This window comes from Kluyvera chengduensis (assembly GCF_044197065.1).
In the GTDB taxonomy this organism is placed as follows: domain Bacteria; phylum Pseudomonadota; class Gammaproteobacteria; order Enterobacterales; family Enterobacteriaceae; genus Kluyvera; species Kluyvera ascorbata_C.
In genome coordinates this window covers 744045-758776 of record NZ_JBIQOI010000002.1, presented here as the reverse complement: position 1 = coordinate 758776, position 14732 = coordinate 744045, and the positions used below count along the sequence as shown (strand labels likewise).

At 52.0% G+C, this 14732-nt stretch carries 10 protein-coding genes; 6 read left to right on the top strand and 4 right to left on the bottom strand.

The genetic code is table 11. From position 1 onward, the window contains the following. Positions 1 to 49 precede the first annotated feature (49 nt). The 4 genes from pflA to ycaO all read right to left on the bottom strand — a co-directional run bounded on the left by pflA (position 50) and on the right by ycaO (position 6357). A complete protein-coding gene (gene pflA / locus ACH1XZ_RS09225) occupies positions 50 to 790 on the bottom strand; it encodes a pyruvate formate lyase 1-activating protein (protein WP_035892443.1) in 741 nt (246 codons plus the stop codon). 205 nt (positions 791 to 995) lie between these two features. Beyond that, on the bottom strand, positions 996 to 3278 hold the full coding sequence (gene pflB, locus ACH1XZ_RS09220) for a formate C-acetyltransferase (protein ID WP_395595293.1): 2283 nt from the start codon (positions 3276 to 3278) through the stop codon (positions 996 to 998). 55 nt (positions 3279 to 3333) lie between these two features. Then, complete coding sequence (gene focA, locus ACH1XZ_RS09215; protein ID WP_368300613.1) at positions 3334 to 4191, bottom strand: formate transporter FocA; 858 nt, start codon at positions 4189 to 4191, stop codon at positions 3334 to 3336. 405 nt (positions 4192 to 4596) lie between these two features. After that, entirely contained in the window at positions 4597 to 6357 is a 1761-nt protein-coding gene (gene ycaO, locus ACH1XZ_RS09210; RefSeq protein ID WP_369708245.1) for a 30S ribosomal protein S12 methylthiotransferase accessory factor YcaO, read from the bottom strand. 285 nt (positions 6358 to 6642) lie between these two features. On the opposite strand from ycaO, the gene serC reads away from it, so the two are divergent. The 6 genes from serC to ACH1XZ_RS09180 all read left to right on the top strand — a co-directional run bounded on the left by serC (position 6643) and on the right by ACH1XZ_RS09180 (position 14723). Beyond that, entirely contained in the window at positions 6643 to 7731 is a 1089-nt protein-coding gene (gene serC, locus ACH1XZ_RS09205) for a 3-phosphoserine/phosphohydroxythreonine transaminase (RefSeq protein WP_395595292.1), read from the top strand. A 70-nt stretch (positions 7732 to 7801) separates the two neighbouring features. Next, complete coding sequence (gene aroA, locus ACH1XZ_RS09200; RefSeq protein ID WP_395595291.1) at positions 7802 to 9085, top strand: 3-phosphoshikimate 1-carboxyvinyltransferase; 1284 nt, start codon at positions 7802 to 7804, stop codon at positions 9083 to 9085. Between the two features lie 239 nt (positions 9086 to 9324). Continuing rightward, on the top strand, positions 9325 to 10008 hold the full coding sequence (gene cmk / locus ACH1XZ_RS09195) for a (d)CMP kinase (protein WP_395595290.1): 684 nt from the start codon (positions 9325 to 9327) through the stop codon (positions 10006 to 10008). A 112-nt stretch (positions 10009 to 10120) separates the two neighbouring features. Next, entirely contained in the window at positions 10121 to 11794 is a 1674-nt protein-coding gene (gene rpsA / locus ACH1XZ_RS09190; protein WP_395595289.1) for a 30S ribosomal protein S1, read from the top strand. 152 nt (positions 11795 to 11946) lie between these two features. After that, on the top strand, positions 11947 to 12231 hold the full coding sequence (gene ihfB, locus ACH1XZ_RS09185; RefSeq protein WP_015965094.1) for an integration host factor subunit beta: 285 nt from the start codon (positions 11947 to 11949) through the stop codon (positions 12229 to 12231). 230 nt (positions 12232 to 12461) lie between these two features. Beyond that, positions 12462 to 14723, top strand: a complete 2262-nt coding sequence (locus ACH1XZ_RS09180; protein WP_395595288.1) for a ComEC family protein — start codon at positions 12462 to 12464, stop codon at positions 14721 to 14723. Positions 14724 to 14732: the final 9 nt, after the last annotated feature.

Below are 14732 nucleotides of genomic sequence, written 5' to 3'. Positions count from 1 at the left end.
TAAAATCGTAGCCCGGCCGAGCGCAAGCGACGCCGGGATGAGCAGGGGGTTAGTACATCACCTTATGACCATACTGCTCGAGGATGCCTTTCACGCGCTCCATGGTCTCTTTCTTCGGCGGGTGTACGCCGTCCAGCTTGTACTCTTCTCCCATCGCCACCCATTTGTGTTTACCCAGCTCGTGATAAGGCAGCAGTTCGATTTTCTCAACGTTGCCCATATCGCGGGTAAACTCGCCAAGACGATGCGCGGAGTCGTCGTCGTCTGACCAGCCTGGTACGACGACATAGCGGATCCAGACGTTAATGTTTTTCTTCGACAGATACTGAGCAAATTCCAGCGTACGATGGTTGGAGACGCCAACCAGATTCTGGTGAATGTCGTCGTTCATCTGTTTAAGATCGAGCATGACCAGGTCAGTCACTTCCAGCAGTTCATCAATGACCGGATCGTAACGACGGACGAAGCCGTTGGTATCGAGACAGGTATGAATCCCTTCTTTGTGACAGGCGCGGAACCAGTCACGCACAAACTCGGCCTGCAGAATAGCTTCGCCTCCGGACGCGGTCACGCCGCCGCCGGATGCATTCATAAAGTGGCGGTAGGTCACCACTTCTTTCATCAGCTCTTCAACGGTTATCTCTTTACCGCCGTGGGTGTCCCAGGTATCGCGGTTGTGGCAATACAGGCAGCGCATCAGGCAGCCCTGGAAGAAGGTAATAAAACGGATGCCTGGGCCATCAACGGTGCCACAGGACTCAAAGGAGTGAATACGACCAATTACAGACATTGCGGTGTTATCTCCAGTTCTTCCCAGCTTTACAGCCAGGTTTGCGAGCACGGTTATAAAGCCGCGTCGAGTTTATTTTGCTTGTTAACTTCAGTATAGAAGTCAGCAAGCAAAATCCACTCAGCGAGTGTTGGTTATAAGAAAGGCCCCACCGAGGTGGAGCCTTCATTTTACGCGTTTTTAATCGCGATTTCAGTCAAATCTATTAGATAGATTGAGTGAAAGTACGGGTAATAACGTCCTGCTGCTGTTCTTTAGTCAGGGAGTTAAAACGTACTGCGTAGCCAGATACACGGATGGTCAGCTGAGGATATTTCTCAGGGTTTTCCATCGCGTCGAGCAGCATTTCGCGGTTCATAACGTTAACGTTCAGGTGCTGACCGCCTTCGATAGACGCTTCGTGGTGGAAGTAACCGTCCATCAGACCAGCCAGGTTGGTTTTACGAACGTCGTCGTCTTTACCCAGAGCGTTAGGAACGATAGAGAAGGTGTAAGAGATACCATCTTTAGCGTAAGCAAACGGCAGTTTAGCAACGGAAGTCAGAGAGGCAACAGCACCTTTCTGGTCACGACCGTGCATTGGGTTAGCACCTGGGCCGAATGGCGCGCCAGCGCGACGACCGTCTGGGGTGTTACCAGTTTTCTTACCATAAACCACGTTAGAGGTGATGGTCAGAACAGACTGAGTCGGGATAGCGTTACGGTAAGTAGTCAGTTTCTGAATTTTCTTCATGAAACGTTCTACCAGGTCAACCGCCATGTCATCGACGCGAGCGTCGTTGTTACCAAACTGCGGGTATTCGCCTTCGATTTCGAAGTCAATAGCCAGACCGTTTTCATCACGAATCGGTTTAACTTTCGCATATTTGATTGCAGACAGGGAGTCAGCAGCAACGGACAGACCAGCGATACCACACGCCATGGTGCGGATAACGTCACGGTCGTGCAGCGCCATCAGAGAGGCTTCGTAGCTGTACTTGTCGTGCATGTAGTGGATGACGTTCAGCGCGGTGACGTACTGTTTAGCCAGCCAATCCATGAAGTGGTCCATACGATCCATAACTTCATCGTAGTCCAGAACGTCGCCTTTCATTGGCTCAGTTTTAGGACCAACCTGCATTTTCAGTTTTTCATCAACGCCGCCGTTGATGGCGTACAGCATGGTTTTCGCCAGGTTTGCACGTGCACCGAAGAACTGCATTTGTTTACCAACGATCATTGGGCTTACGCAGCAAGCGATAGCGTAGTCATCGTTGTTAAAGTCAGGACGCATCAGGTCATCGTTCTCGTACTGCAGAGAAGAGGTGTCGATGGACACTTTAGCGGCATATTTTTTGAACGCCAGTGGCAGTTTCTCAGACCACAGAACGGTGATGTTCGGCTCTGGAGAAGGACCCATGGTGTACAGGGTGTTCAGGAAACGGAAGCTGTTTTTGGTAACCAGAGTACGGCCATCAACGCCCATACCTGCGATAGATTCAGTCGCCCAGATTGGGTCACCGGAGAACAGTTCATCATACTCAGGGGTACGCAGGAAGCGAACCATACGCAGTTTCATGACCAGGTGGTCAATCATTTCCTGAGCGTCTTGCTCAGTGATTTTGCCTGCTTTCAGGTCACGTTCGATGTAGATATCCAGGAAGCTGGAAGTACGACCGAAGGACATTGCTGCGCCGTTCTGGGATTTAACTGCAGCCAGGTAGCCGAAGTAAGTCCACTGGATAGCTTCCTGAGCGTTGGTAGCCGGACCAGAGATGTCGTAACCGTATTTAGCAGCCATCTCTTTGATCTGACCCAGTGCACGGTGCTGTTCAGAGATTTCTTCACGCAGGCGGATAGTCGCTTCCAGGTTTACGCCGTTTTCCAGGTCAGACTGCAGAGACAGGAACTGTGCGTATTTGTCTTTCATCAGGAAGTCGATACCGTACACCGCGATGCGACGGTAGTCACCGATGATACGACCACGGCCGTAAGCATCTGGCAGACCAGTCAGAACGCCAGATTTACGGCAGTTCAGAATGTCTTTGGTGTAAACATCGAATACGCCCTGGTTATGGGTTTTGCGGTATTCGGTGAAGATTTTTTTGATCATCGGGTCCAGTTCGCGATTATACGCTTTGCAGGAACCTTCGATCATTTTGATGCCGCCGAACGGGATAAGAGCACGTTTCAGCGGGGCTTCAGTCTGCAGACCAACGATTTTTTCCAGCGACTTATTAATGTAGCCAGCGTCGTGGGAAGTGATGGTTGAAGCTACGGCGGTGTCAAAGTCAACTGGCGCATGGGTGCGGTTTTCCAGTTTAACGCCTTCCATAACGCTGTCCCACAGCTTGGTGGTCGCTTCAGTAGCGCCAGCCAGGAAGGACTCGTCACCCTCATACGGAGTGTAGTTTTTCTGGATGAAGTCACGTAAGTTTACTTCATTCTGCCAATCACCTTTGGTAAAACCTTCCCAGGCTGCGGCTAACTTTTCATTAAGTTCGGACATGTAACACCTACCTTCTTAAGTGGACTTTTTATTTACTGCCTGGAGCAACCATCAATTAATGACGGTCACCGCCACGCAGGTAAATGACCCAGTATGTCAACCCGACCAACAAACCGCCGCCGATGATATTCCCGATAGTCACGGGAATCAGGTTATCGGTGATGAAGTGCATCACGGTCAGGTGAGAGAAACTTTCCGGAGTAGAACCGATAGCGGTCCAGAATTCCGGGCTAGCAAAATCGCGTATAACGATACCCATAGGGATCATAAACATGTTTGCGATACTGTGCTCAAAACCGCTGGCAACGAACATGGCAACCGGTAAAACCATAATCATGGCTTTATCCATCAGGCTGCGGCCAGAGTAGCTCATCCACACGGCCAGGCAGACCATCAGGTTAGCCAGGATGCCGAGAGCGACGGCTTCGATAAACGTATGGTGCATTTTGTGGTCAGCGGTTTGTAGGACGTTGAGTCCCCATCCGCCGTTGGCCGTCATGTACTCACCGGACAGCCACATCAGCAGTACGAAGAGCAGGCACCCAATCAGGTTACCAACATAGACGTTGAGCCAGTTTTTCGCCAATTGACCCCAGGTGATACGGCCGCTGGCTTTCGCTACCACGATCAGTACGGTTGAGGTGAAGAGGTCTGCGCCACAAATCACGCAAAGAATTAAGCCCAAGGAGAAACAAATACCACCAATGAGTTTCGCGATGCCAAATGGCATACCTGCGGTACCCGTGGTTGCGGTAATGTAAAAAACAAAAGCAATCGAGATAAAGACGCCCGCAGTAATCGCCAGATAAAAGGTTTTCAGCGGATGCTTGGTTGCTTTATAGACACCCGCTTCTTCGGCAACTTTGGCCATCGCAGCAGGAAGGAGTAGATCAAAAGGGTTGTCAGCTTTCACACTAACTCTCTCTTTTTATTTAATCGGCGACGAGATACTAACAAAGCATTATAGATGAGAATTTGATATAGATCATATCTCGCCTGGCTTATAGGCCTGAAGAACGAATGGTTTTTCAACGATTCCAGGGTAATTTATTGAATTTAATGATAAAAATAAATTTTAAGATTTACAGATTCAGTTGAATTTTTTCTTTGCCCTTCATTTTATTAGTTAATTAAAATGGGGTAATCATTATGCAAATTAACAATAAATGTAAGCTACTAAATATCGTGTTTACTTATGTTTAACTTTATTTTCACAGTTCTATGAAGCTAAGCGTGGAAATAAAAAAAGGGGCCAATAATTGGCCCCGTAATATAGCGTAGACTGTACGTTAAACCTACTTTTTCTGCGGGAAATATCCTACTTCGCCCAGAAAGCCGCTTTCGCGCGCTGAAGCTTCTCATAGGCCTGCAGAAGCGACTGATGCGCAGGGAAGGCTTCCAGGGAGCCGTCAGCAGGCTGCAGACCATAGAAGGCCTCTTCACCGCTCAGTGCCGCGCTGGCCGCTTCTACGGCGTCGGCACCGTACATGCGGACGAAAGCGTTCAGATACTGCAGAGGTTCACGTTCTTCTTCCTGAGACAGCAGCAGCAGCGTTTGCAGACAACGGTAGTAGTTAGCACGCTCTGCGCTGAACACAGAAGCATTGAACTCCATGGTCCACTCGGTCCAGATCAGTGCCTGCTCGAGGTCGCCGCCTGCCAGTGCCAGCATGGCTTTCAGTTCGCCAACGCGCAGGGTCGACCAGCCGTTATTTGGACCGGTGGCCAGGCCCAGAAGCTCGCGTACGCGGGTGAAATCGTCCAGGCCTTCATCATCCATCTGTTCGATGAGATTCAGGTACTCTTCTTTTTCCCACTCGCTGCCCGGCAGAGAAAGAATGGTGTCGCGCAGGTGGCTGCCCATATTGTTATTGGCAAGCCACAGATCTTCTGCCGGATAGATATCAGACATGCCAGGTACGATGATACGGCAAGCGTAAACGCTCAGGTGCTCATAGTCGGCGATATACACTTCTTTATCTTCTTCATTGAAGATAGCCATCAGAGTCGCGAACTCTTCTTCGGTCGTGCCTGAGAAGTTCCAGTCTGCAAACGGGTAGTCTGCATCCTGCTTGAACATATCCCAGGAGATCAGACCGCTGGAGTCGATGAAGTGGGTTTCGAGGTTGGTATGTTCAGCGACTTCTTCGTCATCGAAGGTTGGCGGAGTGAACACGTCGAGATCTTTCAGACCGCGGCCCTGCAGCAGTTCGGTCACCGTACGCTCAAGCGCAACGCCGAAATCAGGGTGCGCGCCGAAGGACGCGAAGCAGGTGCCGTTGGCTGGGTTGAACAGCACCACGCAGATCACCGGGTATTTACCGCCCAGTGAACCGTCGTAAGCGAAGATTGGGAAACCTTCCGCTTCCAGCGTTTTGATGGACTCAACCACGCCTGGATAGCGCGCCAGCACCTCGGCCGGGATTTCCGGCAGGCTGATGCTTTCTGCGATGATACGGTTTTTCACGTAGCGTTCGAAGACCTCTGACAGCCCCTGTACGCGGGCTTCATTACGGGTATTACCCGCCGACATGCCGTTAGAAACGTACAGGTTAGCCACGATGTTCATCGGGATATAGATAGTTTCACCGTCGGACTGACGGGTAAACGGCAGGCCGCATACGCCGCGATCGTCGTTGCCGGACTGCAGGTCTACCAGCATGCTGGCGGTCAACTGATCGTCAGGATCGTAGAACGCACGCAGGCGAGCATCGAGCAGGCCTTCTGGCACTTCATCGTCGTCGGTCAGCGGGAACCATTTTTCGTTCGGGTAGTGGACGAACGGATCGTTAGCAATTTTGTCGCCCAGCCAGAAATCGGCGAAGAAATAGTTGGTGGAGAGACGTTCGAAGTACTCACCCAGCGCGGAGGCCAGCGCGGCTTTTTTGGTCGCGCCTTTACCGTTGGTAAAGCACAGAGAGCATGCCTTATCACGAATATGCACCGACCAGACGTTAGGAACCGGGTTCAGCCAGGAGGCTTCTTCAATGTCGAAGCCCAGATCGAGCAGCTTTTGCTGGAAGCGAGCGATGGAATCTTCCAGTGCGGCATCTTTGCCGGGGATATAGGTTTGCGTCATAGCAATCTCTTTTGTCGTACGGAAAGCGCGCAATGATACGGGGTTTGCATGACAATCGCTATACACTTCCATCGGCAATTACAAATAGCGAAATAGACCATTTTGTTTCGTCAAGCCGATAGATTCTGTTGTGTGATTTTCCACGCATTTTTGCCCTGTGCGGGATTATCCATTGCGGGCTGTGTCACTGAATGATAAAACCAATAGCCACAGGAATAACTTATGCCCACGCGTTGATGACGCGCGAGGCATGCGGTCAGACAACATTGCAATGTGGTGAGGGTTATGGCTCAGGTTTTTAATTTCAGTTCAGGTCCGGCAATGCTTCCGGCAGATGTCCTTAAACTGGCGCAAAAAGAACTTTGCGACTGGAACGGATTAGGCACGTCGGTAATGGAAGTTAGCCACCGCGGTAAAGAATTTATCCACGTGGCAGAGGAAGCAGAAAAAGATTTTCGCGACCTGCTTAACATCCCTTCGAACTACAAAGTACTGTTCTGTCACGGCGGCGGTCGCGGCCAGTTCGCGGGCGTACCACTGAACATTCTCGGTGACAAAACCACTGCTGATTACGTCGATGCCGGCTACTGGGCGGCAAGCGCGGTTAAAGAAGCAAAAAAATACTGCAACCCGAACGTTATTGACGCCAAAATCACCGTAGAAGGTAAACGCGCGGTCAAACCGATGCGCGACTGGCAGCTCTCTGACAACGCGGCTTATCTGCACTATTGCCCGAACGAAACCATCGACGGTATTGCCATCGAAGAGACGCCAGACTTCGGTAAAGACGTGATTGTCGCCGCCGACTTCTCCTCAACCATTCTTTCACGTCCGATTGATGTGAGCCGCTATGGCGTTATCTACGCTGGCGCGCAGAAAAATATCGGTCCAGCGGGCTTAACGCTGGTTATCGTACGTGAAGATCTGCTGGGCAAAGCGCACGTTGCCTGCCCGTCTATCCTCGACTATACCGTGCTGAACGATAACGACTCTATGTTCAACACGCCGCCGACCTTCGCTTGGTATCTGGCAGGACTGGTCTTCAAATGGCTGAAAGAGCAGGGCGGCGTTGCCACAATGGATCGTATCAATCAGCAGAAGGCCGATCTTCTGTATAACACCATTGATGGTAGCGATTTCTATCGTAACGATGTGGCAAGTGCCAACCGTTCGCGTATGAACGTGCCGTTCCAGTTGGCGGATAGCGCGCTGGACAAACTGTTCCTTGAGGAGTCCTTTGCAGCGGGTCTGCATGCGCTGAAAGGCCACCGCGTGGTGGGCGGGATGCGTGCTTCTATCTACAATGCCATGCCGCTGGCTGGCGTACAGACGCTGACGGAATTCATGCAGGACTTCGAGCGCCGCCACGGTTAATCTGGTTTTTTTATTCATCCCCACGGCTCGCTCGTGGGGTTTTTACTTCTGTTTTTGAGAGTTGAGTTTCATGGAATCCCTGACGTTACAACCTATCGCGCGCGTCGATGGCACGATCAATTTGCCCGGTTCTAAAAGCGTTTCGAACCGGGCTTTGCTGCTGGCGGCTTTAGCGCGTGGCACGACCGTTCTGACTAACCTGCTGGACAGCGATGATGTCCGCCACATGCTGAACGCGTTGAAGGCGCTGGGAATTCAATACACCCTGTCTGACGATCGCACTCGTTGCGAAGTGACTGGCAATGCAGGCCCGCTTCAGACCGCCGACGAGCTAGAACTGTTCCTTGGGAATGCCGGTACCGCGATGCGTCCACTTGCGGCAGCGCTATGCCTTGGGAAAAACAACATCGTCCTGACCGGCGAACCACGCATGAAAGAGCGCCCGATTGGCCACCTGGTCGATGCTCTACGTCAGGGCGGCGCGCAGATTGAGTACCTGGAGCAGGAAAACTATCCGCCGCTGCGCCTGAAAGGTGGTTTTAACGGCGGCAGCGTCGAGGTGGATGGTAGCGTCTCCAGCCAGTTCCTGACTGCATTGCTGATGACGGCACCGCTGGCGCCGCAGGATACGACTATCACTATTAAAGGTGACCTGGTCTCCAAACCGTATATCGACATCACGCTTCACCTGATGAAAACCTTCGGTGTGGACGTTGAGAATCAAAACTACCAGCGATTTGTCGTGCGCGGTAACCAGCAGTATGTCTCTCCGGGCCAGTATCTGGTCGAGGGTGATGCTTCATCCGCGTCATATTTCCTGGCTGCCGGTGCGATTAAAGGCGGTACCGTGAAGGTGACTGGTATTGGTCGCTACAGTGTGCAGGGTGATATTCGCTTTGCTGATGTTCTGGAAAAAATGGGCGCAACCATTACCTGGGGCGACGATTTTATCGCCTGTACCCGCGGCGAACTCAACGCCATTGATATGGATATGAACCATATTCCTGATGCGGCGATGACCATCGCGACGGCAGCTTTGTTCGCGAAAGGGACAACCACGCTTCGCAATATCTACAACTGGCGTGTTAAAGAGACTGACCGCCTGTTCGCGATGGCAACCGAGCTGCGTAAAGTGGGCGCTGAAGTGGAAGAGGGTGAAGACTACATTCGCATTACCCCGCCTGCCACGCTGAACTTTGCCGAGATTGGCACCTACAACGATCATCGTATGGCGATGTGTTTCTCGCTGGTGGCGCTGTCGGATACGCCAGTGACCATTCTTGACCCAAAATGCACGGCGAAAACCTTCCCGGACTACTTTGAGCAGTTGGCGCGCATTAGTACATTAGCCTGATATTGATTTGTCTTTGCAAACGCCGGCGTAATGTCGGCGTTTTTCGTTAGCCACTGCGGCAAAACGTAAATCCACGTCAGTTTTCAATCCTTCCTGACGCCAGCCCTCTATACTTATCTATTCTCCTGCAATTTATGCGGCTAATTCTGGAATTCGCAGACAAAGGTAACCGTCCGGCCCAGAGATGCGTATAATGCGCGGCGTTTACGTTGTATATGCCTTTTATTAAGGAGAAAGAGATGACGGCAATTGCCCCGGTAATTACCATTGACGGCCCAAGCGGCGCGGGTAAAGGCACACTGTGCAAAGCAATGGCAGAAGCATTGCAATGGCATTTGCTGGACTCAGGCGCAATCTATCGCGTTCTGGCCTTAGCGGCGTTGCATCACCATGTGGATGTCGCCTCAGAAGACGCGTTAGTTCCGCTGGCGGTACATTTGGACGTTCGATTTGTATCAACCAACGGGACGCTTGAGGTCATTCTGGAAGGCGAAGACGTTAGCGGTGAAATCCGCACTCAGGAAGTGGCTAATGCGGCTTCGCAGGTCGCGGCGTTCCCGCGTGTGCGTGAAGCGCTTTTGCGCCGCCAGCGTGGCTTCCGTGAAGCGCCAGGCTTGATTGCCGATGGCCGTGATATGGGCACCGTGGTGTTCCCGGACGCGCCCGTTAAAATTTTCCTTGATGCCTCTTCGGAAGAACGTGCTAACCGCCGCATGCTACAGTTGCAGGAAAAGGGCTTTAGTGTTAACTTTGAGCGCCTTTTGGCAGAGATAAAGGAGCGTGACGACCGCGATCGTAATCGTGCTGTTGCGCCACTGGTTCCTGCCGCCGATGCTTTAGTGTTGGATTCCACCACCTTAAGCATTGAGCAAGTAATTGAAAAAGCGTTAGACTATGCGCGCCAGAAACTGGCAATCGCGTAAAACGCGACCGAATTTGCAGTACCCCCGTTGCAATGGATTGACAGCGGGTATGTGAAACAACCCCATCCGACATGGTGTCAGGTGGACGTTAATATTAACCTGAAGATTAAACATGACTGAATCTTTTGCTCAACTGTTTGAAGAATCCTTAAAAGAAATCGAAACCCGCCCGGGTTCCATCGTTCGTGGTGTTGTTGTTGCTATCGACAAAGACGTAGTACTGGTTGACGCCGGTCTGAAATCTGAGTCCGCCATTCCGGCAGAGCAGTTCAAAAACGCCCAGGGCGAGCTGGAAATCCAGGTTGGTGACGAAGTTGACGTTGCTCTGGATGCAGTAGAAGACGGCTTCGGTGAAACCCTGCTGTCCCGTGAGAAAGCTAAACGTCACGAAGCTTGGATCACGCTGGAAAAAGCTTACGAAGAAGCTGAAACTGTAGTTGGTGTTATCAACGGCAAAGTTAAAGGTGGCTTCACTGTTGAGCTGAACGGTATTCGTGCGTTCCTGCCAGGTTCCCTGGTAGACGTTCGTCCAGTGCGTGATACTCTGCACCTGGAAGGCAAAGAGCTTGAGTTCAAAGTAATCAAGCTGGACCAGAAGCGTAACAACGTTGTTGTTTCTCGTCGTGCCGTTATCGAATCCGAAAACAGCGCAGAGCGCGATCAGCTGCTGGAAAACCTGCAGGAAGGCATGGAAGTTAAAGGTATCGTTAAGAACCTCACTGACTACGGTGCATTCGTTGATCTGGGCGGCGTTGACGGCCTGCTGCACATCACCGATATGGCTTGGAAACGCGTTAAGCACCCAAGCGAAATCGTAAACGTTGGCGACGAAATCACTGTTAAAGTGCTGAAGTTCGACCGCGAGCGTACTCGTGTTTCTCTGGGCCTGAAACAGCTGGGCGAAGATCCATGGGTAGCTATCGCTAAGCGTTATCCAGAAGGTACCAAACTGACTGGTCGCGTGACCAACCTGACCGACTACGGCTGCTTCGTTGAAATCGAAGAAGGCGTTGAAGGCCTGGTTCACGTTTCCGAAATGGATTGGACCAACAAAAACATCCACCCATCCAAAGTTGTTAACGTTGGTGATGTAGTGGAAGTTATGGTTCTGGATATCGACGAAGAACGTCGTCGTATCTCCCTGGGTCTGAAGCAGTGCAAAAACAACCCATGGCAGCAGTTCGCAGAAACCCACAACAAGGGCGACCGCGTTGAAGGTAAAATCAAGTCTATCACTGACTTCGGTATCTTCATCGGCCTGGACGGCGGCATCGACGGCCTGGTTCACCTGTCTGACATCTCCTGGAACGTTGCAGGCGAAGAAGCAGTACGTGAATACAAAAAAGGCGACGAAATCGCTGCAGTTGTTCTGCAGGTTGACGCAGAACGTGAACGTATCTCCCTGGGCGTTAAACAGCTCGCAGAAGATCCGTTCAACAACTGGGTTGCTCTGAACAAGAAAGGCGCTATCGTTAACGGTAAAGTCACTGCAGTTGACGCTAAAGGCGCAACCGTAGAACTGGCCGACGGCGTTGAAGGTTACCTGCGTGCTTCTGAAGCATCCCGTGACCGCGTTGAAGATGCAACTCTGGTTCTGAGCGTTGGCGACGACGTTGAAGCTAAATTCACCGGTGTTGATCGTAAAAACCGCGCAATTAGCCTGTCCGTACGTGCTAAAGACGAAGCTGACGAGAAAGATGCAATCGCTACTGTTAACAACAAACAGGAAGAAGGCAATTTCTCTAACGCAATGGCTGAAGCATTCAAAGCAGCTAAAGGCGAGTAATCTTACGCTTTCGGGTTTAACAACCTGAATTGTGATGAGTTTACTTGACAGATTGCAGGTTTAGGCCTGTAATCTAGCACAAAGGGCGGCTACGGCCGCCCTTGTTTAATAAGCTGTTAGCTAATTTTCCTTAAAAGGAAACCGGAGGAATCATGACCAAGTCAGAATTGATTGAAAGACTTGCCAGCCAGCAATCCCATATCCCTGCTAAGGCAGTGGAAGATGCGGTGAAAGAGATGCTGGAGCATATGGCTTCAACCCTGGCACAGGGCGAGCGCATTGAAATCCGCGGTTTCGGCAGCTTCTCTCTGCACTACAGAGCACCACGTACCGGGCGTAACCCGAAGACTGGCGACAAAGTGGAACTGGAAGGCAAGTACGTGCCGCACTTTAAGCCGGGTAAAGAACTGCGCGATCGCGCCAATATTTACGATTGAGTTTCTCCCGTCATCTGGCGGTAAACTTGGTTGAGAAAAAAGCACCTACGGGTGCTTTTTTCATTTTTGTCGCCCAGCTTTTTTATCCCTCATCTGGGATCAGCCTCCACGCTTTTACTGCAACGCCTGTATGCCGCGAATGTTCTTCTGAATCCTTCTCGTAACCGTGAGGAGTGATGCGCGACAACGCGAACGGTGTGCGCAACACTTCGGCCCACAAGGAGGTGTTGATGCGTTTACCCGAGCTTGCATGCTGCATACTGGCAGGTATTTTACCGCTTACCGTGCTACCGGCTTTACCGCCGCTTAATGCCATCTATATGGCTATTGTCGTTCTGATTGCACTGAGCACGCGCGGCTGGGTAGGGCGGAGAGTAGTCATTGTCGGCCTGATATTCTGCTGGGGTGTGCTGGCGGCGTGGCAGGTACAATGGCCTGCTGAATCTATTCCAGGGAAAAATCGACAGGTTGAGATACTCCTCACGCAGACTGATGGGCAAATGACACATCAGGGAATGATAACGACTCTGGAAGGGCATCGATTGTTTGTCAGCCCGACAATTGCATTGTACGGCAGCTATCTGCCGCAACCCCCCTGCGCTGGTCAGCGCTGGCGTATGACGATTCGCGCTAGGGCGGTGCACGGTCAGCTCAATGATGGTGGGTTCGACTCTCAACGCTATGCACTGTCTCAGCATCGCTCGCTGACGGGGCGCATTGTTGACGCGCAGGTGCTGAATAGCACCTGTAGCCTGCGGGCACGTTATCTTAACTCGTTAAAAACAACGCTTGCTGATTTCCACTGGCGCGACGTGATGCTCGCGCTGGGCATGGGAGAAAGGCTTTCCGTCCCCACAGAGATTAAAGCGCTGATGCAGGAGACCGGAACATCTCACCTGATGGCGATATCCGGCCTGCATATTACGCTAGGCGCATCCATTGGCTGGCTGCTTATTCGCGCGGTTCAGTTTTTCTTGCCGGGATGGTTGATTAACTGGCGCTTACCTCTGCTGGTCTCACTGGCAGGGGGATTTGCCTACGCTATGCTGACAGGCATGCAGCCACCTGCGCTGCGGACCGTTATCGCCGCGCTTGTATGGTGCCTGCTGCGGCTTAGCGGCCTACGTTGGACGGGGTGGGAGGTATGGCTATGCTGTCTGGCGATTATCGTATTGATCGATCCGCTGGCGGTACTTTCCGATAGCCTGTGGTTATCAGCATTTGCAGTTGCGACCTTAATATTCTGGTATCAATGGTTTCCATTGCGCACGGAAGGTTATCCGCGCCTGGTACGTCCTTTGATGAGCCTTGTCCATCTACAGTTGGGGCTGATGCTACTACTGGCGCCGTTGCAGATTCTGCTTTTTCACGGCATTAGCACGACATCTCTCTTTGCCAACCTGATTGCGGTACCGGTCGTCACGTTTATTGCGGTGCCGCTGATTCTATGCGCAATGTTAATGCATTTATGCGGGCTTACTGCGCTTGAAATGGCTGCCTGGCATGGCGGCGATTGGGTGATGTCGGCAGTCTTTGGCTATCTTAGGCTTCTGCCTGCGGGATGGTGGGGAATTGGAGGCACCTGGCTAGGTGTGTCATTGGTGCCGTGGCTAGTGCTAATGATATGGAAACTGAATGGCTGGCTTCGCTTTCCGGCGGTTGCTGTGTCGCTGTGCACGCTGCTTTCATTCCCCGTCTGGCGACCAACGTTACCGGACCGCTGGCAGGTGACGATGCTGGATGTCGGCCAAGGGTTGGCCATGGTTATCTCCCGGGGAGATAAAGCACTTCTCTATGATACGGGGTTGGCATGGCCCGAGGGCGACAGCGGCGAACAGCTTATTATTCCCTGGCTGCGCTGGCACCAGCTTACGCCACAGGGGATTATTCTCAGTCACGATCATCTGGATCACCGCGGTGGGCTGCATTCGTTGCAAAAAGCCTGGCCGGGTATGTGGGTGAGGAGCCCACTGGGATGGCAGGGGCATCAACCCTGTGCTCGCGGCGAGCGCTGGCAATGGCAGGGGCTTACCTTTCAGGCGCTCTGGCCGTTACCTGGGCCACCCGCAAAAGGCAATAACGGCTCATGCGTGGTCAGGGTTGATGATGGTAAGAACAGTATCCTGCTGACCGGAGATATTGAATTATCGGCAGAAATGGCCATGATACGCCATTACTGGCAGCCGTTTGCGTCTACAATTATTCAGGTTCCACATCACGGCAGCTCGACATCATCGGGAATGGCACTGCTACAAAGGGTGGGCGGCTTTGCCGCTCTGGCTTCCGCATCCCGCTATAACGCGTGGCGGCTGCCTTCCACTAAGGTGAAGGCGCGCTATCTCCAGCAACAATATGCCTGGTTTGATACCCCACATCAGGGGCAGATAACGGTGACATTTAGTGCAAATAGCTGGCGGATTGAAGGCTTACGAGATCAACTTTTACCACGTTGGTATCATCAGTGGTTTGGCGAGACTCGCGATAACGGGTAGAATATGCGG